Here is a 25068-nt window from a genome sequence, read left to right as displayed (position 1 = left end):
ATACTGAACAAATCCGCTTTACGCTATGGCTCTTCCTGAGTTTCTCGACTAACGAGAACTGTTCAGTGAGTCTGACATCAAGAGAGCCGTAGCCTTTTTTAAAATGGTGTTCTCTTCTTCAATGCGGCGGATTTTCTTTTCTAGCTCGCGGATCCGCTGTTGTTCGGGGGTGAGCGGTGCGCCTTTGGGGGATACGCCTTGCTGCTCCTGTCGAAGCTGGTTTACCCATTTACGCATGGCTGAATTACTCACGCCCATCGCGTTTGCAGCCTCAGCTATGCTGTATCCCTGTTTCGTTACCAGCTGCGCAGCTTCTAATTTGAACTCTGCACTGAATGTCGGTCTTGTGTTCTTCATTTCTACCACCTTTTTCCGGAAGTGAGTCTATCACTTCGTCTATTCAGGTGGCCAAATTCACTATGCCACTACAAAATCGAAGAAACGTTAAATACTGAGTACTGAGTGTAGATACGCCCGACGGGCAGGCGTTAGATTACAATGAAGGTGAGCCCTTCAACCACATTCAACAAATGAGATTGCCGCCAAATATCACTCAAGAAAACAAAATATCGTCTTATTTAGAAGACAAAAAAGGCCTCACTAGGAGGCCTTTTCAGTTCAAGTTGGTGTCTTACAGACGGATACCCGCTTTTTCCAGGTCTTTCGCAGTCACACTACGTGGTAGTGGTACATAACCGTCTTTCATTACGATTTGCTGCCCCTGCTTTGACAGTACGAAGCGTAGGAATTCACGCTCTAGTGGTGCCAAGTCTTTGTTAGGGTGCTTGTTCACGTAAACGTATAGGTAACGTGATAGTGGGTAGCTACCGTCAGCCGCGTTAGCGGCTGATGCTTCGATGTAGTTGTCACCCTTCTTAGAGATAGCAACCGCTTTCACGCCTGCGGTCTTGTAACCGATACCTGAGTAACCGATGGCGTTTAGTGATTGAGATACAGACTGAACCACTGACGCAGAACCTGGTTGCTCGTTGACGTTAGCCTTGAAGTCGCCCTTACAAAGTGCTTTCTTCTTGAAGTAACCGTAAGTACCAGATACTGAGTTACGGCCATACAGCTGCACGTCTTTAGCAGCCCAAGAACCGTCTAGGCCGACATCGCCCCAACGCTGAACATCGCTACCGCCACACTTATGTGTTGCAGAGAAGATGCCGTCGATCTGCTCGATGCTTAGACCCTTGATTGGGTTATCTTTGTGTACGAATACTGCCAGGGCATCGATTGCTACACGGATAGCCGTTGGCTGGTAACCGTAGTGCTTTTCGAATGCTTCGATTTCGTTAGGCTTCATCTTACGGCTCATAGGACCGAACTGTGAAGTACCCTCAGTCAGTGCTGGTGGCGCAGTAGATGAACCCGCGGCTTGAATCTGAATGTTAACGTTAGGGTACATCTCTTTGTACTCTTCCGCCCATAGGGTCATCATGTTGGCTAAAGTGTCTGAACCTACAGAAGATAGGTTACCCGATACACCACTTGTTTTTTCATAGGTAGGCAGTGATGGATCAAGCGCGGCCATAGAGGCTGCTGAGAATACACTAGCGGCTGTTAAACTCACCGCACCGACAAGCTGTTTAAGTTTCATTCTATGCTCCAGTGTTAAGCGGACTTGCTTACTCGTTTCATTTAAGTTGCAGCTAGTATCAATCGCAACGGTGACAAGTCTATGACTGTGATGTGACACTTAGATGACAATGACAAATTAATTCGCCGCCAATGCGCTTTTTTGCGGCTCCATATTCTGTTTGACATCAAATCGTCAAGTTTGCGTCATGGTGAGCGACATAAAAAACGCCGTCATACTCGACGGCGTTTAAGCTTTGCTAAGCGGCTAGCACTTGCCCCAGCGACTACCCCCTCCCCTTTAAAGATCCAGCAGGTGATTGGGGATAATGAAGCTAAAGCGGCTACCCACTCCCAGCTTACTCTCTATGGTGAGATCGCTCTGATGATGGTGCAGCGCGTGTTTGGTAATGGCCAGGCCCAACCCCGAACCACCACTCTGGCGCGAGCGAGCACTGTCTACCCGGTAGAAACGCTCGGTCAGGCGGGTCAGGTGCTGCGGCGCAATCCCCTCACCCGTATCGGTTACGCTAAACTCGGCGCCCATGGGCACACGTTTCCAGCGTATGCTGATCTTACCGCCCGACTCGGTATAACGAATGGCGTTCGACACCAGGTTAGAACAGGCGCTGCGAAGCTGCACCTCGCTGCCATAAAGGTTAAGCCCTGAGTCTGCCTCGATAGACAACTCATACTGCCCCATGGCCAATGCCTGCGCCTCCTCTTTTAGGGTCTCCATCAGGTGTGCCATGTTCACCTTGGTATCCAGATTGACGGCGCTACCATCTTCGATACGTGACAGCACCAGCAGCTGCTCGACCATGGAGCGCATACGGTTGGTCTGCTGCTGCATCTGCGACATCGCCTTGGCATTGGGCGAGTCGGGCTCGGCCATGCCCTGCATCATCTCAAGATAGCCCTGCAACACGGTAAGCGGCGTCTTGAGTTCATGGGAGACGTTGGCCACAAACTCCTTACGCATCCCCTCGAGCTGGCGAATACGGGTGATATCACGGGCGATGAGCAACCGCTGCCCCGAACCGTAGCCCATGATACGTATCTCTAAGATACGATTATCGCTCTGGGTATCGATGAGCTCGAAAGGCTCGTCGAAGTCCGCCTGCTTGAGGTAATTGGAGAAATCGGGATGACGAATGAGGTTATCGATCCGCTGGCCATTGTCCTGGGGCCACACCAGGCCTAACATCAGCTGTGCCAGCTTATTGCACCAGGCGATATTGTTCTCTGAGTCGAGCACCACGGCCGCATCGGGCAGGGCCTCGGCCCCTTGTCTGAAGCGGGCGAGAAGATAGGCGAGCTGGCTGACACGTTTACGGTTTTTACCCTGTAGACGATAGATACCATTGAACACCCCTTCCCAACTGCCACTGCCGTTGGGAGGCGTTAGCCGCTTGTCGCGCCACAACCAATAATTGAGTCTTGAGATCTGTTTATAGTGCCAAATGAGCAGAGCGATACTGCCCAGCAACATGATCCACAGCACCTGATTTATGAGTAATCCAACGGCAAGACAGAGCAGTAGATATATCACTAACCGAGTGAGTAGTTGATACCCTGAATATGAATCAAACATAGATAAGCCATAGTGAGCGAATGGGCACAAGATAGCGCAAATAGCCTCTTGTGCCTATCAATTTGCTTGAAAGTGTCGAGCTTTCCAGCCTGTTCCTGGGGCAATCTTTTGGGTTGTCATACCGAAACTTACTCAACTAATGTCTTAATAAGCAATAGCATGAGCAGGTAGCATAACAAGCACAAAAAACCGTCCTCAGAATTGGGCCAAACCGCTTCAGTGCATTCGTGTTCATCCTTGATTTGGCCTTGTCTGGCAAGCAAATCGCTAGGCAAAAAGCCGGGCACCTGAGCTCAACGACATAGCACGACAATCAAAAACGGTTTGAATGCAACTGACACCTCAAAGGTAAACAGCGCCTAGAGACGGGTCGAAAAACGGTAACCCGCGCCACGAACGGTTTGAATCAAGCGATCGTGATTCGACGGTTCGACGGCCTTACGCAGACGACGAATATGCACATCGACGGTTCTGTCTTCGACATACACATTGGTGCCCCACACGTTGTCCAGCAACTGTTCGCGACTATATACACGTTCCGGATGGGTCATGAAGAAATGAAGTAACCTGAATTCGGTCGGGCCCATCTCTAGTACCTGTTCGCCCACGGTCACACGGTGGCTCACAGGATCGAGTACCAATCCTTGTACATCTATCGGCTCTTCCAGTGCCGTCGGTGCCGCGCGGCGCATTACCGCCTTGATACGGGCCACCAGCTCTTTGGGCGAGAAAGGCTTGGTAATATAGTCATCGGCGCCCACCTCGAGCCCCTTCACCTTGTCTTCCTCTTCACCACGGGCCGTCAACATGATAACGGGAATGTGACGGGTAAACTCATCCTGGCGCAATTTCTTGGCCAGCTGGATACCACTGCCGCCCGGGAACATCCAATCGAGCAACACCAAATCTGGATAGGGTTCTGACAACATATCCAATGCTGAGTCGAAATCCTCTGCTGTAGTTGTCGTAAATCCATGTTGTTCTAAAACAAAAGCTAACATCTCTCGGATGGCTAGCTCATCTTCAACTATCAAAATCCTAGCAGTCATATGCGATCTTCTATCTGTGAATTCCCACGTGTCCATTATTGGTCTTTTTTATTACAAAATTATGAAACCGCCGGGCTAGTTTGTCATAAAACGGCTTATTTTGTCATAAATCTTACATCAAAAAGGGAGGCCTGAGCCTCCCTTTAGTCGCCACTCGACCAGCGAGTGAAAGCTATTTATCAATAACTTAGAACTTGTGCTCTAGACCGATACCGAAGAACTTATCGGTATTGTCATCGCCTTCGAAGTCACGGTTGGTGTAGAAGGCAAACAGCTTAGTTGGCTTGCCTAGCTTGTAGTCACCACCGATTGACCAAGAATCGCCTTTGTCTTCCATGTCTTGATACTGAGCCTTAAGTACCACGGCATCGATAGTGTAGGCCGCGCTTACCAGGTAACCTGTCTTGCTGTCGGCGCCCACAACTTCAGTACCGTCTTTCTTGTAAGTCTCTTCCTGCTGCTGGTACATACCACCAATCTTCAGGCCAGCGATCTTACCCTGAACCGTGGCACGAACAACTTCGTAGCCTTTAACGTCTGAATCGTAAGCGATAGAGGCGAAGATTGGCGACTTCTTCAGCTTATTGTCACCGTACATAGCGGCAACGCTGAAACCGTCTTGGCCATACTGTGAGCTTGCGCCTTCAGCAGCATAAGTCACACCAACCTTGAAACCGCTGAAAGAAGGCGTCATGTAAGTCGCAGTCTGTTCGATACGGTTTTCACCCTTGAACAGGTTCTTCAGGTCACCAGACAGGTCGTTGAACTGGTCAACTTTACCTTGAGACTGCTTCAGCATGGTGTCGTTACGACCCACAGAGAAAGCACCAAAGTTACCTTTTAAACCAACGAACTGGTTACGCGCCTTGAAGTTTTCCTTAACGTCATCACCCGTGTCCACTTCATACTCGACAGTGTAGAAAGCTTCCAGTGAGCTGCTCAGCTCGAAAGCACCCTTCACGCCAAAACGAGAAGCGTTGCTCTGAATAGTCGTCGTTGCATCATCATCTACATCGTTAGATTGAGCCGTTACGTTTAGTTTGCCGTAAACAGTCAATGGCTCTGCAGCGTGTGCAGAAGCGAGAGTGGCAGTTGCTAGCGCAGAAGCGAGTAGTGTTTTACAAAAAACGTTCATCATTTAATCCTTTCGACGTTTGTTCGTCTTGGTTATTGGTTTGGACGGCCGAAAGTGTGCAACTTTTATGTTGCAGTTTTATTTCATCGATTTAGCAACTGGATAGATTTGATAATATGGACGACACACCCAGGCTACAAACCCAGGCGGAATGGGCGATACAGGTGAGCAGAAAGAAATATTACAGTTTGATGAATTATGCCATTTGAGCAATATTTATGACATTTTGAGGAAATTTGTTAGCGGTTTACCCGCGCCCTACAATGGCTTACACTGCGGCTTTATTTTTCATTGAGCGCCTATCATGTGGTTTAAGAATCTTACCGTATATCGTTTTAATAAACCTTTCTCTGTCGATACCGAAGCGCTAGAGAAGTCCCTGGAAGACTTTACTTTTTCTCCCTGCTCCAGCCAGGACATCAGCAAGTTCGGCTTTTCAAAGGCCCTGGGTAAACTCGGCCACACCTTAGTACACAGCGCCGAGAACAGACACCTTATCTGCGCCACCAAAGAGGAGAAGATCCTGCCTTCTCAGGTGGTAAAAGAAGCCCTAGAGGAAAAAGTGGCGCAGATCGAAGATGAAGAGAACCGCAAGCTGGCCAAGAAAGAGAAAGATACGCTCAAGGAGGAGATCACCACCACACTACTGCCACGCGCCTTCTCTCGTCGCAGCCAGATCCACGCCCTGATCCTGCCTGAAATCGAGATGATCCTGGTGGACTCATCCAGCGCCACTAAGGCTGAAGAGTTGCTAGCGTTGCTGCGTAAGGCTCTGGGCTCGCTGCCTGTGATCCCCATGAGCTTCAAGACACCAATCGAAACCCAGATGACCGAATGGCTCAAGAGCAACAGCACACCGGCACCTTTTGAGATGCAAGATGAGGCCGAGCTCAAGTCAGACTCGGATGAAGGCGGCATAGTGCGCTTCAAGCAGCAAGACCTGACCGAAGATGAGGTGCTGGCGCATCTTGAGGTGGGCAAGCAGGTGCATAAGCTGGCACTGCACTTTGGCCAGTCTATCGCTTTCGTGCTGCAGTCAGATGCTGGCATCAAGCGTCTGAAGTTCTCTGAAGAGTTCAGGGCCCACAACGACGAGGTGGGCACAGAAGATCCACTGGCACGTCTGGACGCCGACTTTGCCCTGATGGGCAGCGAGCTGATCGCCCTGATGAACTCTCTGGTAGAAGTGCTGGGTGGCCTGGAAGACAGCCTGTAAAACAGATGGTATGAGAGCCACGTCGAGCGAGCACTTGATAAAAAAACCACCCTTAAGGGTGGTTTTTTGTTAGCTGGCTTTTTAATAGATGGCGTTTTAATCGCTGGCTTTAGGCAAACCTGGCTGCGAGGCAACAATTGCCATGCGTCCAAGTTAACCTTTTAACTTGCCCTCGCCGTCGAAGGGCCAGTCAATCCCGAGCCAGGCCTCGAAGAAGGCCTTCTGCTGACGGCTAGGCTTATCGACACTGGTGAGCTTAAGCTTCTCACTGGGCTGCTCGGTCAAGGTCAGCGCCACCTCTTTTAGGCGGTCGTTACTAAACAGGGTCACCTTAATGGTATCGCCTGGGGCAAAGTCTTTGATGCGCGCCGCGAACCCCTTGGCCGTCACCTTAAGCCCATCGATGGCCAGCAGCTCGTCGCCCGCCACTATCCCCGCACGCCAGGCCGGACCTTCACGTTTAACATGGCTTAATCTCAGGCTCCCCTCACGCGTCGACATACCGGCATAGGCGATCGCCTTGTTGTCTCTGCCATAGTCTTTCTTCAATCCGGCCTTGGCCAGCAGGGCATCGAAGTCCAGCGCCAGGGGGCGGTTAACATGACGCTGCCACCAATCGCCATAATCTTTACCCGACAGCTCGCGCAGAATCTGCTGTACATCGCCCACTTGATATCCCTTTGGGATCTTAAAGTCTCGATACAGCTTGGCATGCAGATCCCGATAAGAGGCCTCTAGACGAGTGTCACTCAGCAGGCTGAAATCCAGCGCCAACGAGGTCAGATAGCCTTCCGAATAGATGTTGCTGCTATGGTTCTGGGCATAGTCTCCCCCACCGGCAACCCACTGACCGGCGCTGGCCTCGGCAACAGACTGCACCTCGCGGCCTGGGGTCTGCTCGTTGCGGCTGATGCGTCTAGCGAGATCCTCCAGGAACTCCTTCGGGCTAAGCACGCCGGCACGTAGCAGCAGCTGACTCTGAAAATAGCTGGTCGAGCCCTCGGCGATCCACAACAGCTCGGTGATCCCCTCCTGCTGATAGTCATAGGGCACCAGGCCCTGAGGACGATAGGCCTTCACATTCCAGGTATGAATAAATTCATGGGAGGCCGTCTTGATGAAACCTAGGTAGTCTTTGCGCTCGCGAAAGCTAAAACGCGGACGCTGGATGACGGTAGAGTTAAGGTGCTCGGTCGCGCCGCTGGCGCCACTGGTGGCGTGCACCATGTAGACATAACGCTTGAAGGGATAGCCCTCCCAAATAGCCTTGGCCTGGCCACTGAGCAGGGTGAGATCGGCCACCATCTTGTCGAGATCATAGTTACCCTCACCCCAGACCACGAGTTCATAGTCACGGCCATCGGCCGAGAAGGCTCTGTGCTGACTTATCCCCGTCTCTATGGGCGAGTCCACCAGCACATCATAGTTGTCGGCGCTAAACTGATGATCGCCCATCGAATCCATACCCGAGTAGCTGCGCCAGGCCTCTGGCACAGCTAGCGAGACGGTTACCGGCTGGTCGCGAAAATCCGGGCTGTAGACAAATACCCCGCTGGCATCCAGGTAGGCATGGGAGCCGTCGATATGGCTCACCCGCTGCCCCAGGCTGTTGGCGTAAAGCTGATAGCTGACCCTGACCTGCGTCGGCTGAGTCAATTTAACCTGCCACTCGCCGCTGGCACTGCGTTGCCAGTCCAGCGCCTTACCCGATTCATCTTCGGCCTTGAAATAACGAACAGCATCGGCAAGTGGCAATACCTGATACTTGCCGGTACGCCATACGGGCAGATTCACCGTGAGCAAGTTGCCCTCGCTGCGGGGAAAGTCGACCTCGACCTTAGCCAGGTGGTGCTGAGGCTGGATGAGATCGATCCGGTAATTTACATCTGCGTGAGCTTGAGCTAGGAAAAAAGGACTAAAAATCAAAATCAAGGGTACAGCTAGTTTCACTCTGGCTTCCTTCTGTTATCATAGTTGTAATGTGAAGTTCGTCAGTATAACCCGATTTATCCCTCACACTGCGGACAGAATTCTAAAAACATAATATGCCCGCCTGCGGCCAGGTAATGCTTAAAAAATGCGCGTTTTTCTCTACAGTCTGGTTCTGTTCTTTTGCTGTGCCGCCTCGGTCGAGGCGGCCTCCAGTCAATTGATCAGTAAAGAGGTTAAGTTTAAAGAGTCGGCCGCCGAGTTTTACCAAGACGCCATCGCCAGCCTCTCCTTCCCCATCGAATTTAGCAGCGAAGTGGAATTCAACCATCTCGCCGACAGCCAGGGCTTTGGCGGCGAGGAATTGGAGCGACAATTACAGTGGCTGGCCCGTGTCTACCTGGAACCCGGCATTGGAGTCGATAACGCCATGGACAAGGCGCAGCGGCTGATGACCTTGCTTGAGATCATCGCAGATACGCCCTACGACAAGGCCTATCTGCTGATGCTCGCAGGGCGTAAAGTCGGTCGGGAGAAACAAGATTACCAGCAGGCAATCACCCATTATCAGCAGGCGCTCGCCCAGCTCAAGAGCAGCGAAGATCTAGCCACTCAACTGCTGCTACACAGCATCCACTACCAGTTAGGCGATGTCTATCGCATCACGCTACAAAAGAATGCCGCCCTGACCCATCTCAACCAGTATCGCGAGTTGGCTTACCAGCTCAGAGACGACTACCTGATCGCCAAGGCCGAGGCGACCCTTGGGCGCTACTACAGCGGCTATGAGCAATTTGCCAAGGCGCTGCAGCACTACACAGAGGCGATCCGCCTGGCCGAGGGGCTGGATAAACCCTTCCTGAATGCCATCTTGTCGCTGCGCCTCGCCCGCGTCTATCGCGATCTCAAGTCTTGGGACGAGGCATTGACTTATGCCCACAAGGCAGCCGATGGCTTCACCAAGGTCGGAAAAGACAACTATCTATCCAGCGCCATGACGGTCATCGCCATGGTGTATGGCGAGCAGGAACGCTGGAATCAGGCGATCGATTACTACCTCAATGCCCAGCAGATTGATGTCAGACGCGGCAACCTGACCGCCCAGGCCCTCAACCTGCACAACCTGGGGGAAGCCTATTTCAACAATAAGGAACCCAAGCGCGCCCTGAGCAACCTCATTAAGGCCAACGGCCTGTTTCTGCAGAAGAAGAGTAAACACTACCTTATCTATAACGATCTGCTGATCGCCGAGGTCGCGAGCCAACTCGAGGACTGGAGCATGGTCAACGCCTATGCGGCCAAGGCCTTTGTCTTGGCCCGGGAGAAGAAACTACCCGAGCAGATGTTTGAGGCGCTGCAGTATAAGACCCGAGCCCTGAAAGAGCTGGGCGATATCGACAAGGCCTTGGTGGCGCTGGATCAACTGATCACCCTGAGCCAGGAGCTCGAACACGAGAGTCTGAAACCCTCAGACTATAGCCCAAGCGTCTTGGCCGAGCAGCAGCTTAAGCTCATGCTGAATCAATTGCAGGCATCATACAAAGAACTAGAGAAACAGGCACACCAGTTTAGGCTCGCTGCCAGTATCATCTTTATCATATGTTTGCTATTGGGCTTGGTCGGTCTTAATCAATGGCGCGGTAAGAGCAAGCTAAAACAAAAATTCGCCAGATTAAAACATAAGGTGAACCAGGAAGCCATCACACAATTACCAGGCTACCATGGCTTCATCACCAGAATGAATCAGAGTAATGCATTCAATCAACTGGCACTACTCTCGCTTGATGAAGGCCATAAACTCGATCTAACCTTAGGTACAGAAGTCTATCTTGAAACGACCAGCCAACTGATGAATAGCTTAAGTAGCACCTTAAAGGCTGAAACGTTTATCATCCGTCCAGGGCTTATCTTGATAGGAGTTAGAGAAGTAGCGGCCCACCAAGCCTTGCTGGATCAAATTCGCATTTTGCTCGACAAACAGCCTCAAACCCAAGGCTTGCATTTTAAGCTGGGCTGCATCAAGGTACCACTACTGGGTAACCCAGAGATAAAGGTCACAGCTGATACCTACTTTAATGTACTGCAAATGTTAGCAGCCGGTGCCATGAGCCTAGGGCCACAAAACGATAGCTATGTCAGTATTACGCCACTAAATTTTGCACCAGCTGCAATTTTATCTAACCCGCTATACTTACACTTGGAAAAAGGAATTAGCCGAGGATTGGTTAAAGTCGAATGTAATGAACACAAGTCGCTTATCCAATGGCCCAAATGGCAAGGAACAAACGATGCAGATCCCACATAATTTTATAAAAGTATCCAGCTTGGGTCACATCCCCTCGAAGGTACAATTGCATAACCTAAAAGATAGGATACCGTTGGCGTTAAATAGCTCTCCATTAGCCAATGGTAAAATTGTTCGGCAACTTCTAAGCGGCTTACAATATAGAAGTTTCTTCCATCAACTGACGCTGAAGCTTATTGACAAGGTTTAGAATGAAAGACGCTATGACAAGCCTTTCCCAGGTATCCCTCCTTCAGCAGAAACTTCATTCTGCCAAAATTGCCTTGGCTGAACTCAACGATCAGAAGGCCCAGAGCCAAAGCTCACTGCTGCAATTTATCGGTCATCTCAGCCTCGCCTGTAAGGGTCAGAGCATAGAGCTTGACAACAAGCTGGCCAAGCTGCGTCATAACCTGCTCAATATCGAGCATATCGAAGAGGTGTTACCCGACCTACTCGAGGTCGAACAGCTACTCAAGCAGCAGTACCACCATGTGATGGGCCAGCTCGAAGATGGCCGCGCCAGCCTCGCCAAGGTGATACGTCAGCTGCAACGTGTCGATTCAGTACCTGATAAACTCAAGAAAGAGATCGCCTACTATAAGCAAGATCTGGGCAAGCCGTTTCACACCTACTGGGACTACTTCCCTAAGGTGGAGCGCCTGGTTGGCTTCTTCGAAGCCATCATGCATGAACAGCTTAGCCAGGGTGACAAGTTAGAGGTCTTGCCAAAACACAGGCAGCTGGCCCACGAACTGGCACAGATGATCTCCGAGATAGAGTTTCGTAAGGATCAGCGCGACCAGGTGTTAGTGATCAAGGATTATCTGGCCGGCGAAATCGATGTCGATGGTCTGATCGACGCCTATCAGACCATACTCTCGCTGCTGCTGGATAATATCGCGCTGGAGAAGAGTGCCTCCCAGGAGTTCCTCTACGCCCTCAACGATGCCCTCTCTGCGGTACGTGAGGTGGTGAACGACTCCTACAACAGCAACCAGCGCAGCTATCAACTGAAGAAACAGCTCAACCGTGAAATCAACTCGCGGGTCGACAATGTTGGCGATGCCATCATCGACATCGACGACATCGACCATCTCAAGCTGCAGGTCACCGAACAACTGGCCTCTATCCGCACCGCGCTGGGACGCAAAGAGGCGCTGGAGCAGCGGGAACAGGCGATGCTGCGCAAGTCGATGGAGACCATGCGCGACGAGCTCAACGAACTGAGCAAAGAGGCCAACGCCTACAAGGAACGTCTGTTCGAACAGCAGAAACTCAACCTGCTCGACACCCTGACCCAGCTGCCTAACCGCGCGGCGCTGGAAGAGCGTATGGAGCAGGAGTTCCGTAACTATCAACGTCATCGCCATCCCCTATGGGTCGCCGTGGCCGACATAGACCACTTCAAGTCCATCAACGATAACTTTGGTCACAGCACGGGCGATAAGACACTACAGGTGATCGCCATGGCGTTGAAAAACTCCCTGCGTGAATCTGAGTTTGTGGCCCGTTACGGCGGTGAAGAGTTTGTCCTTATCATCCCAGATGTGTCGGCCAACGACATAGAACATCTGTTGAACCGCGTGAGGGAGAAAGTAAAAAATATTCCCTTTAAGTTTAAAAATCAGAGAATTACAGTTACAGTATCAATAGGTGCTGCACAAATTCTTGAAAACGAGCAAATAAGTGAAACCTTCGAACGCGCCGACGCAGCACTCTATAAGGCCAAACATGAGAGCAGAGACAGAGTAATTATTGACGCCTAACCCTGGGGTTGCCCCCAGGAATTCTCCATCCTTTTCCCCGGCGTCATGGCTCGAGTCTGCAGCTAAGGAGTCGCCATGATCGTCAATATCAGTCCCAGAGGCAGTATGGATCAACTTTCCCAGTTGGAAGTTGATCGCCTCAAGCAAAACGCTAGCAGTGAACTCTATCAACTCTTCCGCAACTGTTCCCTGGCGGTACTCGCCTCAGGATTACAGAGCGACAACGCCTGCACCCTGTTTGAGCAATACAGCAACTTCAACATCAACGTGCTAAGGCGCGAGCGCGGCATCAAGATAGAGCTGGTCAATCCCCCCGAGGCCGCCTTCGTCGATGGACACATCATCGCCGGGATCCAGGAGCATCTGTTTGCGGTACTCAGGGATATCGTCTATCTGAGCGACCGCTACGACAACCTGAAACACATCAACCTGACTAACTCCAGCCATATCACCAACGTGGTGTTCGACATTTTACGTAACGCACAGGTGATCCCGCGCCAGGACCCCAACATAGTGGTCTGCTGGGGTGGCCACAGCATCAACCCTAACGAATATCAGTACACCCGCGAGGTGGGCTACGAGCTGGGCCTACGCAGCATGGATATCTGCACCGGCTGCGGCCCGGGCGCCATGGAGGGGCCGATGAAGGGCGCCGCCATCGGCCATGCCAAACAACGAGTGCGTACCGCCCGCTATATCGGCCTGACGGAACCCAGCATCATCGCCGCCGAGCCTCCCAATCAGATCGTTAACGAACTGGTGATCTTGCCCGATATCGAGAAGCGCCTGGAGGCCTTCGTCCGCCTGGGTCACGGCATAGTGATCTTCCCCGGCGGCGCCGGCACCGCAGAGGAGTTGCTCTATCTGCTGGGGATCCTGCTCAACAAGGAAAATGCCAACATCCCCTTCCCCTTGGTGCTGACCGGCCCGAGAGAGAGCGCCGACTACTTCATCAAGATAGATGAGTTTATCGCCGCCACCCTGGGTGAAGAGGCCCAGAGCAAGTATGAGATCGTCATCGATGATCCGGTGCGGGTGGCGCGCATCATGAGCCATGGCATGACGGTCATCAAACAGCACCGTAGAGACACGGGCGACTCCTACCAGTACAACTGGTCGCTGAAGATAGAACCCGAGTTCCAACTGCCCTTCGTACCGGATCATGAGATCATGAACAACCTCAATCTCTACTATCAGCCCAATAAGGCGGATCTGGCGGCCAACCTGAGACGCGCGTTTTCTGGTATAGTGGCGGGCAACGTCAAGATGGACACAATGCGAGAGATAGCACGTTCGGGCCCCTTCGAGATTCGGGGGGATAAACAACTGATGAAGCTGATGGACACCCTGCTGCAGGCCTTCGTCGATCAGCAGCGGATGAAGCTGCCCGGCAGCGCCTATGTTCCCTGCTATCGGATAGCGACTTAAACCTAACGCTAGATAGATGATGAATCGATTTTTAATCATAGATGGACTCAACCTGGTGCGGCGCATCCACGCCGCCCAGCCAAACGAGAACGATGTTAATGGCCTGCCCGAGCGGGTCACCTCCGCCTGCCGTAAGCTGCTAAACAAACACGACCCCAGCCACGTCACCCTGGTCTGGGACGGCGATGCCATCTCCTGGCGCAAACAGCTCTATGGTGACTATAAGAAGGGGCGTAAGCCGATGCCCGAGGCCTTGAGCCAGGCCCTGCCCGCGCTTAAGCAACACCTGGCCGAACGGGGCTTTCACTCCATCGACGCCATTGCCGAGGCCGATGATGTCATCGCCACCCTGGCCAGCAAGATGGTTAAGGCCAATGGCGAGGCGATCATAGTCTCCACCGACAAGGGCTTTACCCAGTTGCTTTCCCCCCAAATACAGCTGTGGGATCACTTTAATCAGCAGGTCATCACCATAGAAGATCGTGAGCAGCAACTGGGCGTCGATCGCAGTCAGTTTATCGATTTTCTCGCCATGGCCGGCGACAGCGGTAACAAGATCCCCGGCATCCCAGGCATAGGCCCTAAGTCGGCCTGTGAGCTGCTGAAAACCTTCCGCAGCCTGGCCAATGTCTACGCCTCACTGGATAAGATTGGCGCAAAACAGGCTAAGAAGCTCGAGGAGGGGCGAGCTCTAGCGAGACTAAGCTACAAGCTGGTGCAGCTGCAGACAGATATCCCCCTCAATACCCGCCTGGCGAACTTCAGAGTCGTGCAGACGGCGAAGGCGTAAACATTCGCTTACTTATTTATTGGCTTTGTCGGCGCCGCAAGCGAAAAGGGTACTACCATCCCTTTTTCATCTGCTTTATATTGTAACCAATATGTTGCAGTGGTTTAATCCACTGCAGATACACCCGCAGCATGGAAGGATCCCAAGGTAAGATGAAATCTAAAGTTCCAGTGATAATAGGCTCAATCTTTGCGGCCTATCTGGCCTTTGTCGCCGTCGTCGTCCTGGTTTATGAACCCACACCAGATGATATGGACTGGGAAGACAGACAGGCCTACAACAACGCTAAATTAACCGAGCTCTCTATAGGCCAGCCGATAGAGCAGATCAGGACACTCATGGGTAAGGCCGACTTCTCTGAGGCCAAGAGCAGTAACCAAGATACCCTACAGGTACTCTTTTATCGCACCCATCACAGCAAATCAGACGGTGAGACAACCCGCGACGAGTGTACGCCGCTACTGTTTAAGAACAACAAGCTGATCGCCTGGGGCCAGGACACCTATCAGCAATATCTCGACTCCCCCATTGGCGGCTAACCGCCGCACTCCTGCAGGCGCTGTTACAACCAGCGCCTGACACGGCGTCTATACGCGCCATACTCCTTGGGAAATTTCGCCAGCAGATAGGCCTCCTCACGGCGAATCGCCAGCCAATAGACCCCAATACAGGCCGGCAAGATGCTCAGCACCAACCAGGGTGACGCCAGCAGTAGCCCAAGTCCCAGGGGGTAACCGCAGAAGGCCACATAGATAGGGTTACGACTATAACCGTAGTAGCCAGAAGTAATGATGTTGGAGGTGGGCTTCCAGGGCTCGATAGCCGTCTGGCGCCGCTTGAAGATCAATAAGATATGTAACAAGACCAGAGTCGTCGTGACCAGCAGGGCCACACCGGCGACCTGACCGATTGGATGGGTGGGCAAGCCCAGGGGAAAGAGCTTCTCACATCCCAATGCCGCCAGCATAGATAAGATAAAGATAAAAGGCGGCGGCACCTTGACGCTGGCCCCCTTGCTATCGGTTTCTGTCATCCCCTGCTCCATATTCCTTTACTCTCCTCAATCCTTTTAAACCTAAATACCTTTACACCTAATCACCTTTAAACCTTGAACGCCTAAAGCCCTGAATACCTTTAAGCCCTGAACTTATCCTCTCAAATGCTGCGCCTCATTGAGCAGCACAAAAAAGCCGGGCTAGGCCCGGCTCAAGCAATGCCCCTAGGGCCTGTTGACCTTTTGAGAACAATTTTTGTTCTAATTGAGCACGTTCAAATCGCGGCATGAGGCTTGAAGTATAGTTATTCTATATAAAAGCCGAGTAACAAAGAGTTGAACGTGCTCAAGACGAACCCTGCGGGCAGCGTCTGTATCATTTTTCTACTGCGTTATCGCTCATTGATGTAGCACACCACATTACAATCGCTCTGCCTTGTATAAAAGCGATACAGAATGCTGCAAAAATGAACGCGAAAGATAAACAGGCCCTAGGGCTTAGCCCGCCTTCTTATACTCTTGATAGGCCTCTCCCTCAGACAGCCACTTAGGCGCTGGCTTGCCCTTCAGGTAATGATCAAAGTATTGCATCATGCGCAGACTATAGTCGAGCTTATTAGGGTATTTCTTCAGATGATGTGGCTCATCCTGGTACTGGAGGAACACCACATCCTTACCCGCACGGCGCATTGCCAGATACAACTCAACCCCTTGCTCCCAAGGCACAGCATCGTCTTTATCACCAAACATGATCATCATAGGCGTCTTGATCCGCTCGACATAGAAAACGGGCGAATTTTCGATATATTTCTGCGGTGCCTTAAACAGGCTCTCACCGATACGACTCTGCCCCGTCTCATACTGGAACTGACGCGCAAGCCCAGTGCCATGACGAATGCCGCTGTAAGCACTGGTCATATTAGACACGGGCGCGCCAGTTACGGCCGCCTTGAAGATGGAGGTCTGAGTCACCGCGAAGGCGGTCTGATAGCCGCCCCAAGAGTGGCCCTGAATACCTACCGCGTTCGCATCGGCAATCCCCATATCGACGAGCTTCTGCACGCCAGAGGTCAGCGCCTGTACCGAACTTGCACCTGGGTAACCCACCTCGAAACGAATATCTGGCAGGAAGATGGCGTAGCCGTTATCGGCATACCAGGCGAAGTTAGGTCTGTGGTTGAGCTTCATGTCCGGGAAAGCATGCAGTCTGTCGCTCATAAAACGGTAGAAATAGACCAACACGGGATAACGCTTACCCGCCACATAGTTAGAGGGCTTGATCAGCACGCCATCAAGCGGTTTGCCATCGCCATTGGTCCAGTGCACCAACTCGGCTTTGCCCCAATCGAGCTCACCCTTCTGGTCGTCGAGTCGGGTCTGGCGGCTCGCCAGTTCAGGGCTTTGCAGATCGCTGGCGTAGAGATCCGGGTAGAGATCATAACGTTCCTTAGAAAACAGAATCTTATCACTCTCTTCGGCGCGGGCCAAAAGCTTGAGCTTATAGTCGCCCTGCATCAGAGGCTTAACGCCGGAGACGCCCACCTTGGCGGTGTAGAAGCCATCGCCCTTAGTGCGCTCGTTATAGCCATGAAGCAGTAGGCTCTGATCCGGCTGTAATCGAACCGGCTTATCCGCCTTTTCTAGCAGGCCCGTTACGCGATACTGGATCTGCGCCTTGCGTCCCTTGGCGGCCGTGAGGCGAAATGCATCGAATGAGTCGGTATTAAACTGCCAGATATCATACTTGTCGTAGGCGAGGAAGGCCGAGCCGTCTTCGACCCAGGGGCCTAGACCATAGCCTGGGGCCACCGAAGGATAGTCATGATCTTCGTCGGCAAATGGCGTCTTGAAATCTTTGGTCAGCTTGACTCGGCTATCCTGCGCTATCTGATAGAGGAAGATATTGCCCTGCTGATAGTAGGCCACAAAACGCTCGTTGGGTGAAAGCGATGGCTCCTGGCCTACCGGCTGCTGGATAAGAAACGCCTGCTTGCGTCCCGTGTTGAGATCCACCAGATAATAGTCGCGGTAGAAACCGGCCCAGGTGATCATCTTAAGGTAAGGCACATCTGTGCTGGCGAGCATGAAGCGTTGCTGCTGGCCAAGCTCAATATCTGGCACCGCCTGATCTGCCAACTGTACCACCTGCTTAGAGCCCAGGTGCAAGACCGCCAGATAGGTGTGTTTAAGGGCTTTCTTGTACTGCTTTACCTCATTTGGCTTGATGCGAGGGTCGTCCCCATGCCAGACGCGCAGCTCGCGCTGGCCAGCTATCAGATCCGCATCGTAGAGATCGTCAGCCTTGGCCACCTTAGGTAACTCCAGCTGCTGGCTCACCTCGGGCACGCGGCCGAAGAAGAGTCGCTTACTGTCTTCAGAAAACGTCAGCTCGCTATAACGGTTTAGGGTCCACTCCTTGGTGTTGGCCACCCTATGCAGCTTGTCACTGCCCGACTGGTGCAGGGCGAGATGATATTCACGTCCCCAGGGCGCCTCGCTGGCCTTGCCATAGGTGAAGGCGACATATTTGCCGTCTTCACTGGTGGAGACGGCGCCTATTTGCTGATCCACAAACCCGGCAACCACCTCAAGCTCACCGCTGTTGAGATCCAGGCGCTGAACCCGGTGCAGATTATTGGCTATATCATTTTGGGCAGCGACCAGGCTGCGGCCCGCCTTATCGAAATAGTAGGCGGTAACATGGGCCAGTTTCTCACTGCTCCCCGCCTTGAGGTTAACCACCTCTAGAGTGCGCCCCTTGTCATATTTGTCGACTTTTAGCTTGCTTTCGCTCTCTTTGGCCTTGGCCTGACTATTTTTGTCGTTGGCCTCGCCCTCGTCCTGCTTGTCACCATCGTCCTCTTCACCGGCCTCATACCAGATAGCGAGATGGGTTCCCGCCTCGTTAAAAGCGAACTCCTTGACCTTATCGTAACGCGTCTCCTTGCCAGACTCGGTATCCAATAATGCCAAACCTGCCTTGAGCTTCTTGCGGGCCTTAGGGCTGGCCTTCTCCTGCTCAAGCAAGGCAGGTTCGATAGCGAAGGCGGCAAAGCGACCATCGTTGCTGATCAGCGGCTTACTGCCTCCCGCCACGGTAAAGCTTTGGTCGCCGTCCAGGCGCTTCACCATGCCATGACTGTCTCCCCGATCCGGACTCACTTCGACGGCAAAGGCACTGCCATTGGCCGAGAGCACGGGTTTCTTGAGGGACTCGAATTTCATGATGACATCGGGTGTCACATCAGCGCTAAAGGCAGCGCAGGAAAAGAGACTGGCGCACAGGAGAGATAGGGTCGGTAATGGCTTCAAGGTCTTCCTCATTTTTAACTTATTATTAACGGATGCAGCTTGTCATTAACGTGTGTAACCTAGGGTATTAGACTAAAGTAGACTTTTTTAACGGTTAAGGATCAATCATCGTCATTAGCCTTTGTTATTGCAAGTTAGCCTACACAAAAAAACGTGAGATTGCTCACTAATTCCTGTGAAATTTGCGTAAAAGTAGTTAAAATAAAGCCGATAAAGATTCTAAAAATTCATAGTCATAACACCGTGTCTTTCGACATGGTCAGACAATAGCAGTAACGACCAACCGTGGAAGGACTCTCCATGTCAAAAAGAACTATTACCGTTATCCCGGGTGATGGGATTGGCCCAAGCATAATCGACTCAGCAATCAAGATCTTAGATAAAGCAGGATGTGATTTCGAATACGAGTTTGCCGATGCTGGTCTAGCCGCACTTGAGAAACAAGGTGAACTTCTACCTCAACGTACACTGGATATGATCGAGAAGAACCGTATCACGCTTAAAGGGCCATTAACGACCCCTGTTGGCGAAGGTTTCACCTCAATCAACGTCACTTTACGTAAAAAATTCAGCTTATATGCCAACGTACGCCCTGTATTGTCTTTTAAAGGCACTCAGGCACGTTATGACAACATCGACATCATCACGGTACGTGAAAACACCGAAGGTATGTACTCAGGCCTAGGTCAAACCGTTTCTGAAGACGGTGCGACGGCAGAAGCCACCAGTATCATTACCCGTCAGGGTGCCGAGCAGATCACCACCTTCGCCTACGAGCTAGCGCGCAAAGAGGGTCGTAAGAAGGTGACTATTGTACACAAGGCCAACATCATGAAGTCGACCTCAGGCCTGTTCCTGAAGGTGGCTCGTGAAGTCAGCCAGCGTTACCCAGACATCACCACCGAAGAGATGATTGTCGACGCAACCTGCATGAAGCTGGTAATGAACCCAGAAAACTTCGACGTGATCGTCACCACCAACCTGTTCGGCGACATCCTATCGGATCTGTGTGCCGGTCTGGTAGGCGGCCTGGGCATGGCGCCAGGCGCCAACATTGGCAAGGACGCGGCGATCTTCGAAGCGGTTCACGGCAGTGCGCCAGATATCGCAGGTAAGAACCTGGCTAACCCGACTTCAGTGATCCTGGCTTCTATCCAGATGCTGGAATACCTGGGCATGTCTGACAAGGCGGCAGCCATTCGCTCAGCAGTCTCTGCCGTGATCGAAGAAGGAGATCGCACGACTCGCGACCTTGGCGGTACCCACGGTACTTCTGACTTCACCCAGGCGGTACTCGAGCGTCTGTAATCGACAAGCAGCGAGATCTAATTGCTGAAATAGAAAAAGCCCCGCAATCGCGGGGCTTTTTTATCCGAAAATTCTTTAATTAACCGACATTTCTTAAATTAACCATTGATTCTGTTGTTAACCAAAATTAAAACCGACGCTAGGTTTTAGCCAGAGATGCACAGTCACCTCGTCTCTGTCGTGGTACAGATGCTTACAAGCCAGATGAAAGTCATCGATACCATTTTCTCTTAGCACCTCTTGCATGGTCACCAGAATCGTCGATACCTCTTTGTAGCGGCTCTTCATCGGCAGCTTGAGGTTAAAAATAGCCTCCTTAAACCAGCCGTTGATCGCCCAGGCCTCCATTAGCTCGGCCACACGCGACGGCTTTTCAACCATGTCACATACCAGCCAGTAGATATTCTTCTTCGGCGGCTCGAAACGGAAGCCGTCGGCCTGATAATGTCTTACCTGTCCGGTATCCATCAGGTTCTGCGCCATGGGACCGTTGTCCACCGCAGCAACAAACATGCCACGACGCACCAGCTGATAGGTCCAGCCACCAGGGCAAGCGCCGAGATCGACCGAGTTCATGCCGCTGCGTAGACGCTGCTCCTGCTCCGACTTAGGAATGAAGTGGATAAAAGCCTCGTCCAGCTTGAGGGTCGAGCGGCTCGGCGCATCGCTGGCCATCTTGAGCCTTGGGATCCCCATGAAATAGGGAGAGCTGTTGTGGCTCAGCGAATAGCCCACATAGGCGGTGCCCGGACCGACGAAACAGACGTGGATGATGGGACGCTTGGGATTTTCCTTCTCAAGCAAGGCGCCGCTGCGCTTCAGCGCCTGTCTCAGGGGCACGGTAAACTTACGACAGAAGGTCGACAGCTCCTTGGCCTCGTTGGTATCAGGCGTCTCGACCCTAAGCTCACCGGCCTTATTCACCTTTGCCAGGGCATCGACGATAGGGGTAACTCTGTCGCCCTCGGGCAGATCTTTGAGCAGCTCGTTGGCGGCAAACATCTGACGGGTGAAGATCAAGGAGTCCAGCTCTATCTGCTCGGCCAGCAGATCGGCATCGCCCGCCTGAAAGCACTGAAAAATCACGTAACCGTCGTTACGATTGGTCTTTACAAAGCCGCCAACATTCAGCTCCGCAGCTCGCTGCTGGATCTCGGCTGCGCAATCTTTCTCGTAGCCGGCACGGCAATATAAAAATAGGTTTATCATCGGAAAATCCTGAATAAAAAATGGCGACCCATATCATTGGGCCGCCATTCTACACTTTCTCGAAAATGAATACGATTATCTTAACGCCCGCTCGCTGTGCTAATCGTCCAGCTCCACCACACGGTTACGCCACACGGCCACCGCAATAAACAACCAGCCCAGCAAGAAGCAGACGCCCCCCATAGGGGTCACAGGCCCTGTCCACTTACTGCCCACCAGCACGTAGAGATAGAGCGAACCGGAAAACATCACTATGCCAAGCAGAAACAGATAACCCGCCCAGTCGATCAGGCGAGACTTGAGCCAGTGACCACTAAAGGCCACGGCGATCAGGGCAAAGGTGTGATAAAACTGATACTCGACACCCAGATTAAAGATGTCGATCATCTCTGGCGTGGTCACCTGCTTGAGTCCATGGGCACCAAAGGCGCCTAGGGCCACGGCTAAAAAACCACTCAAAGCTGCCAGCAATAGAAAACCTTTACGCATCTAACCCCCTAATAAATTGAATACTTTGTGAGACTGCCCGATCCAGATTAGCGCTTTGGGTCGTGCCTGACGACTTTCTTGGCAGAAAACTATGATCCCCATCGGTTAACCACTCAAGTTTGGCGTTAAAAGGTGCAAGCCAAGATTCGACCTGCCCCTTGGCGCCAAACTTATCACGCTCGCCCTGTATCACCAGCAGCGGCGACCGACACTCAGCGATAGGCTCGAGTCGGGGCTCGCCCCCTTTAGGCGGCACGAAGGGATAACCAAGGCAGATCACGCCATCGATCGCTTGTTCGGCACCGAGCATCGCCGCCATGCGTCCGCCCATGGACTTACCCATCACAATCAAACGCTTGGGCTGGTAAACCTCACGCACCGTCTGTATCAGCAGGCTAAAATCCTTAATCAGCTTAGGCGCCCTGTCCGGCGGCCTGCGCTTGCCATCGATGGCGTTGCTGCGCATGTAGGGGAAATTAAATCGCAGCACACCTATAGCTTGTTCTCCATCATGCTCGTCACTTTTTTCAGAGCCTAGCCGCTCAGCCATCTGCGCCATGAAACCGTGTTCCATGTTGGCGCCAGCCCCATGGGCCAGCACCACTATGGTGTCACAACCAAGGCCACTGTCATCGACGGCGCCGGAAAACAGACACTGACTCGCGGGCAGCTCGGCCTGCTTAAGCCGCGCATCTAATTTTTGCGTAAAACTCATCTCAACTCTTTATCTCTGGTCTCGCCCCATAAGAGGCACGACTCGCGATTGATTTAATGAATAGCTAGGGCCTGTTGACCTTTTGAGAACAAATTTTGTTCTAATTGAGCACGTTCAAATCGCGACAGGAGGCTTGGAGTATAGTTATTCTATATAAAAGCCGAGTAACAAAGCGTTGAACGTGCTCAAGACGAACCCTGCGGGCAGCGTCTGTATCATTTTTCTACTGCGTTATCGCTCATTGATGTAGCACACTACATTACAATCGCTCTGCCTTGTAAAAATCGATACAGAATGCTGCAAAAATGAACGCGAAAGATAAACAGGCCCTACAGGGTTAGCCCGGCAACAGCTCGCTGCGAGACTCCTCTTCGAACATGTCGAGCATCCATTTCCTGAAGGCAACAATCTTGCCTATCTCGGCATGATTTTGCTGGCACACCAGATAATAGGCATTCTTGCTCACCAAGACCTCGGGGAAGGGGCACACCAGACGCCCGGCCTTGATGTCGGGACGGGCCAATACGCTGTAACCCAGCGCTACCCCTTGACCGTGAGCCGCCGCCTGCAAAACCAGTGAAGAGTGACTGAAGATCGGCCCCTGGTTCACATTAATATCATTAATTCCACATTGTCTAAACCAAGCCTGCCAATCATGGCGGCTAGAATCGTGCAGCAGGGTGTGATGTTTAAGGTCGCTCGGCTGCGACAAGGGCTTAGGTCCACTGAGTAACATGGGCGAACAGACAGGGATCAACACCTCGTTTCTCAGCTTATCGGCGCGAAGCCCAGGCCAGTTACCCATGCCGTAATAGATGGCCACGTCAACATCGTCGGTCAGGCTGCTGGTCTCATCGTCCACCGCCTTGATGCGCACGTCGATGTCGGGATTATTCTCGCTGAAATTCGCCAGACGAGGCACCAGCCACTGAATGGCGAAACTGGGCGAAGTGCTTACCGTCAGTGAGCCTATGGCACTTCGGGCCAACAATCTGTCGGTGGCGTCGGCCAGTTGCACAAAGATATCTTTTATATCGAGAAAGTAACCCTGCCCCTCTTCGGTCAGCAGCAAGGAGCGGTTCTTACGACGAAAAAGTTTTAGCCCTAAATATTCTTCTAATGCCTTAATCTGATGACTTACCGCGGCCTGTGTCACAAAAAGTTCTTCCGCGGCGCGCGTAAAGCTTAGGTGACGGGCTGCGGCCTCAAAAGCCTTCACCGCATTCAATGGAGGTAAACGTCTCGACATAGTGATCCTTGTCTCACATTTTAATTAGTTTTTCTAATCCGTATTGTTACATTTTATCGTTTGTAAAGGGAAGGGGTTTTGGTTAAATTTTGCGCCAACGAAATGATTGAAGTTAGACAGCCTCTACGACGTATTTGGGGAGTGTCTGACACCCCAAGATATGCCGCCCGGAGGCGACCACTATGATTAACTTTAAAACTGTATTTGCCATCGCACTGCTCTCAGCCTCAAGTGCTGCCACTGCCGATGAAATCGTTATCGATACCACAGATCTGCACGCCACCATCAGCGCACAACTGGCCGAAGGCCTGGAGCTGATGCAGCAAGATCTGAATGAAGACCTCAACGCCATCTTAGTGGCTCAGAAAGATGAGCAGACGGACACCAGCGTTAGCGCCCAGCGCGCCGAGTAATAGCGAACCCACCTGAGCTAACGGCTCACTACAAAGCCGTCGCTACAAATCCGTCGCTACAAACAATAGCAATAAGCCGCGTCTAAGATGCGGCTTTTTTATGTCCGCCGAAGACTCACGCCAGCTAGCACACCACCCAACTCATCATCTAACTCATCATCTAACTCATCATCTAACTCATCATCTAACTCGCCAGCCAGCTCATCACCCAGCTCTCCACCTGACCCACACAGTCTGCTTGGCAGTCGACTATAGATAAATTTATCGAATAAGTTACGCGAGAACCCATGCAAATCCAAGGTTTTATCTCCTTAAGGCCAAAACACCCGTGAACCCTGCTCCGGATAAAGCGGCCAGTAAAGAATCCACCTTCATAGAAGGTGGCTTTGATTGGCCCCCTATAAGGGGGCTTATTTATTAATCAACGTTCAATTGTAATTGACGCTCGGCCTCTTCCTTCTCTTGTCTGTCTTGATGCCGCACGTAGCGCCTAATTATTTCCTCATTCGCTCCTACCGAAGCCACAAAGTAACCACGTTGCCAGAAATGATTACCCCACAACTTCTTCTTTCTTAAATATGGATACTTCGCGAATAATCTAATC

Annotated in this window: 21 protein-coding genes and 1 pseudogene; 8 read left to right on the top strand and 14 right to left on the bottom strand. The window is 52.0% G+C overall.

What is annotated here, in order from left to right; translation table 11 throughout:
* The 5 genes and pseudogenes from L1D47_RS14370 to L1D47_RS14350 all read right to left on the bottom strand — a co-directional run.
* A pseudogene (locus L1D47_RS14370) lies at positions 1 to 357 on the bottom strand (transposase); the annotation flags it as partial.
* Between the two features lie 274 nt (positions 358 to 631).
* Complete coding sequence (locus L1D47_RS14365) at positions 632 to 1603, bottom strand: phosphate ABC transporter substrate-binding protein PstS family protein (protein WP_041509185.1); 972 nt, start codon at positions 1601 to 1603, stop codon at positions 632 to 634.
* Between the two features lie 279 nt (positions 1604 to 1882).
* The gene (gene phoR / locus L1D47_RS14360; RefSeq protein ID WP_239885767.1) at positions 1883 to 3175 is read right to left on the bottom strand and encodes a phosphate regulon sensor histidine kinase PhoR; all 1293 of its coding nucleotides are present in this window, start codon (positions 3173 to 3175) and stop codon (positions 1883 to 1885) included.
* 359 nt (positions 3176 to 3534) lie between these two features.
* A complete protein-coding gene (gene phoB, locus L1D47_RS14355; RefSeq protein ID WP_033537480.1) occupies positions 3535 to 4224 on the bottom strand; it encodes a phosphate regulon transcriptional regulator PhoB in 690 nt (229 codons plus the stop codon).
* Positions 4225 to 4411: 187 nt separating this feature from the next.
* Positions 4412 to 5362: a porin gene (locus tag L1D47_RS14350; RefSeq protein WP_239885765.1), complete on the bottom strand. Its 951-nt coding sequence runs from the start codon at positions 5360 to 5362 to the stop codon at positions 4412 to 4414.
* A gap of 301 nt (positions 5363 to 5663) precedes the next feature.
* Here L1D47_RS14350 and rdgC point away from each other — a divergent pair, with 301 nt between their 5' ends.
* Entirely contained in the window at positions 5664 to 6575 is a 912-nt protein-coding gene (gene rdgC / locus L1D47_RS14345) for a recombination-associated protein RdgC (protein WP_239885763.1), read from the top strand.
* 153 nt (positions 6576 to 6728) lie between these two features.
* Here rdgC and L1D47_RS14340 read toward each other — a convergent pair whose 3' ends face one another.
* A complete protein-coding gene (locus L1D47_RS14340; protein ID WP_239885761.1) occupies positions 6729 to 8525 on the bottom strand; it encodes a PDZ domain-containing protein in 1797 nt (598 codons plus the stop codon).
* A 127-nt stretch (positions 8526 to 8652) separates the two neighbouring features.
* Here L1D47_RS14340 and L1D47_RS14335 point away from each other — a divergent pair, with 127 nt between their 5' ends.
* The 5 genes from L1D47_RS14335 to L1D47_RS14315 all read left to right on the top strand — a co-directional run bounded on the left by L1D47_RS14335 (position 8653) and on the right by L1D47_RS14315 (position 15314).
* Positions 8653 to 10809: a tetratricopeptide repeat protein gene (locus tag L1D47_RS14335; RefSeq protein ID WP_239885759.1), complete on the top strand. Its 2157-nt coding sequence runs from the start codon at positions 8653 to 8655 to the stop codon at positions 10807 to 10809.
* 191 nt (positions 10810 to 11000) lie between these two features.
* On the top strand, positions 11001 to 12557 hold the full coding sequence (locus L1D47_RS14330) for a GGDEF domain-containing protein (protein WP_041509179.1): 1557 nt from the start codon (positions 11001 to 11003) through the stop codon (positions 12555 to 12557).
* Between the two features lie 75 nt (positions 12558 to 12632).
* Positions 12633 to 13985: a nucleotide 5'-monophosphate nucleosidase PpnN gene (gene ppnN, locus L1D47_RS14325; protein WP_041509178.1), complete on the top strand. Its 1353-nt coding sequence runs from the start codon at positions 12633 to 12635 to the stop codon at positions 13983 to 13985.
* Positions 13986 to 14004: 19 nt separating this feature from the next.
* On the top strand, positions 14005 to 14775 hold the full coding sequence (gene xni / locus L1D47_RS14320) for a flap endonuclease Xni (RefSeq protein ID WP_239885757.1): 771 nt from the start codon (positions 14005 to 14007) through the stop codon (positions 14773 to 14775).
* A gap of 152 nt (positions 14776 to 14927) precedes the next feature.
* Positions 14928 to 15314, top strand: coding sequence for a DUF3192 domain-containing protein (locus L1D47_RS14315; protein ID WP_041509176.1), 387 nt, complete (start codon positions 14928 to 14930; stop codon positions 15312 to 15314).
* 23 nt (positions 15315 to 15337) lie between these two features.
* Here the strand turns inward: L1D47_RS14315 and L1D47_RS14310 are convergent, their stop codons facing one another.
* Together L1D47_RS14310 and L1D47_RS14305 are read right to left on the bottom strand one after the other, a co-directional pair.
* The gene (locus tag L1D47_RS14310) at positions 15338 to 15808 is read right to left on the bottom strand and encodes an isoprenylcysteine carboxylmethyltransferase family protein (protein WP_239885755.1); all 471 of its coding nucleotides are present in this window, start codon (positions 15806 to 15808) and stop codon (positions 15338 to 15340) included.
* A gap of 459 nt (positions 15809 to 16267) precedes the next feature.
* Entirely contained in the window at positions 16268 to 19081 is a 2814-nt protein-coding gene (locus L1D47_RS14305) for a prolyl oligopeptidase family serine peptidase (RefSeq protein ID WP_239885753.1), read from the bottom strand.
* Between the two features lie 300 nt (positions 19082 to 19381).
* On the opposite strand from L1D47_RS14305, the gene L1D47_RS14300 reads away from it, so the two are divergent.
* The gene (locus L1D47_RS14300) at positions 19382 to 20389 is read left to right on the top strand and encodes an isocitrate dehydrogenase (protein WP_041509173.1); all 1008 of its coding nucleotides are present in this window, start codon (positions 19382 to 19384) and stop codon (positions 20387 to 20389) included.
* Positions 20390 to 20506: 117 nt separating this feature from the next.
* Here the strand turns inward: L1D47_RS14300 and rlmM are convergent, their stop codons facing one another.
* The 4 genes from rlmM to L1D47_RS14280 all read right to left on the bottom strand — a co-directional run bounded on the left by rlmM (position 20507) and on the right by L1D47_RS14280 (position 24051).
* Positions 20507 to 21598, bottom strand: a complete 1092-nt coding sequence (gene rlmM / locus L1D47_RS14295) for a 23S rRNA (cytidine(2498)-2'-O)-methyltransferase RlmM (protein ID WP_239885752.1) — start codon at positions 21596 to 21598, stop codon at positions 20507 to 20509.
* A gap of 99 nt (positions 21599 to 21697) precedes the next feature.
* A complete protein-coding gene (locus L1D47_RS14290; protein WP_041509171.1) occupies positions 21698 to 22087 on the bottom strand; it encodes a DUF423 domain-containing protein in 390 nt (129 codons plus the stop codon).
* Positions 22080 to 22802, bottom strand: a complete 723-nt coding sequence (locus L1D47_RS14285; RefSeq protein ID WP_239885750.1) for an alpha/beta fold hydrolase — start codon at positions 22800 to 22802, stop codon at positions 22080 to 22082. The genes L1D47_RS14290 and L1D47_RS14285 overlap by 8 nt, the downstream gene beginning before the upstream one ends.
* A gap of 337 nt (positions 22803 to 23139) precedes the next feature.
* On the bottom strand, positions 23140 to 24051 hold the full coding sequence (locus tag L1D47_RS14280) for a transcriptional regulator GcvA (protein ID WP_011866561.1): 912 nt from the start codon (positions 24049 to 24051) through the stop codon (positions 23140 to 23142).
* A 182-nt stretch (positions 24052 to 24233) separates the two neighbouring features.
* On the opposite strand from L1D47_RS14280, the gene L1D47_RS14275 reads away from it, so the two are divergent.
* Positions 24234 to 24464, top strand: a complete 231-nt coding sequence (locus L1D47_RS14275; RefSeq protein WP_041509153.1) for a hypothetical protein — start codon at positions 24234 to 24236, stop codon at positions 24462 to 24464.
* A 98-nt stretch (positions 24465 to 24562) separates the two neighbouring features.
* Here L1D47_RS14275 and L1D47_RS14270 read toward each other — a convergent pair whose 3' ends face one another.
* Both L1D47_RS14270 and L1D47_RS14265 read right to left on the bottom strand, forming a co-directional pair.
* Positions 24563 to 24763, bottom strand: coding sequence for a hypothetical protein (locus L1D47_RS14270; protein ID WP_239885748.1), 201 nt, complete (start codon positions 24761 to 24763; stop codon positions 24563 to 24565).
* A gap of 118 nt (positions 24764 to 24881) precedes the next feature.
* Positions 24882 to 25068 (bottom strand): transposase (locus tag L1D47_RS14265; protein ID WP_239885746.1); only part of this gene is annotated, 187 nt, incomplete at its 5' end.

It is taken from the genome of Shewanella sp. Isolate7 (assembly GCF_022398425.1).
Taxonomy (GTDB): Bacteria; Pseudomonadota; Gammaproteobacteria; order Enterobacterales; family Shewanellaceae; genus Shewanella.
This window is presented reverse-complemented; position numbering and strand designations above follow the sequence as displayed.

Bases quoted from the DNA above. Each gene is read 5' to 3' on its own strand.
- L1D47_RS14315 (WP_041509176.1), top strand. From the start codon at position 14,928: ATGAAATCTAAAGTTCCAGTGATAATAGGCTCAATCTTTGCGGCCTAT.
- rdgC (WP_239885763.1), top strand. From the start codon at position 5,664: ATGTGGTTTAAGAATCTTACCGTATATCGTTTTAATAAACCTTTCTCT.
- L1D47_RS14335 (WP_239885759.1), top strand. From the start codon at position 8,653: ATGCGCGTTTTTCTCTACAGTCTGGTTCTGTTCTTTTGCTGTGCCGCC.
- L1D47_RS14280 (WP_011866561.1), bottom strand. From the start codon at position 24,051: ATGTCGAGACGTTTACCTCCATTGAATGCGGTGAAGGCTTTTGAGGCC.
- L1D47_RS14300 (WP_041509173.1), top strand. From the start codon at position 19,382: ATGTCAAAAAGAACTATTACCGTTATCCCGGGTGATGGGATTGGCCCA.
- L1D47_RS14310 (WP_239885755.1), bottom strand. From the start codon at position 15,808: ATGACAGAAACCGATAGCAAGGGGGCCAGCGTCAAGGTGCCGCCGCCT.
- L1D47_RS14275 (WP_041509153.1), top strand. From the start codon at position 24,234: ATGATTAACTTTAAAACTGTATTTGCCATCGCACTGCTCTCAGCCTCA.
- L1D47_RS14350 (WP_239885765.1), bottom strand. From the start codon at position 5,362: ATGATGAACGTTTTTTGTAAAACACTACTCGCTTCTGCGCTAGCAACT.
- L1D47_RS14285 (WP_239885750.1), bottom strand. From the start codon at position 22,802: ATGAGTTTTACGCAAAAATTAGATGCGCGGCTTAAGCAGGCCGAGCTG.
- phoB (WP_033537480.1), bottom strand. From the start codon at position 4,224: ATGACTGCTAGGATTTTGATAGTTGAAGATGAGCTAGCCATCCGAGAG.
- xni (WP_239885757.1), top strand. From the start codon at position 14,005: ATGAATCGATTTTTAATCATAGATGGACTCAACCTGGTGCGGCGCATC.
- L1D47_RS14330 (WP_041509179.1), top strand. From the start codon at position 11,001: ATGAAAGACGCTATGACAAGCCTTTCCCAGGTATCCCTCCTTCAGCAG.
- phoR (WP_239885767.1), bottom strand. From the start codon at position 3,175: ATGTTTGATTCATATTCAGGGTATCAACTACTCACTCGGTTAGTGATA.
- L1D47_RS14365 (WP_041509185.1), bottom strand. From the start codon at position 1,603: ATGAAACTTAAACAGCTTGTCGGTGCGGTGAGTTTAACAGCCGCTAGT.
- ppnN (WP_041509178.1), top strand. From the start codon at position 12,633: ATGATCGTCAATATCAGTCCCAGAGGCAGTATGGATCAACTTTCCCAG.
- rlmM (WP_239885752.1), bottom strand. From the start codon at position 21,598: ATGATAAACCTATTTTTATATTGCCGTGCCGGCTACGAGAAAGATTGC.
- L1D47_RS14290 (WP_041509171.1), bottom strand. From the start codon at position 22,087: ATGCGTAAAGGTTTTCTATTGCTGGCAGCTTTGAGTGGTTTTTTAGCC.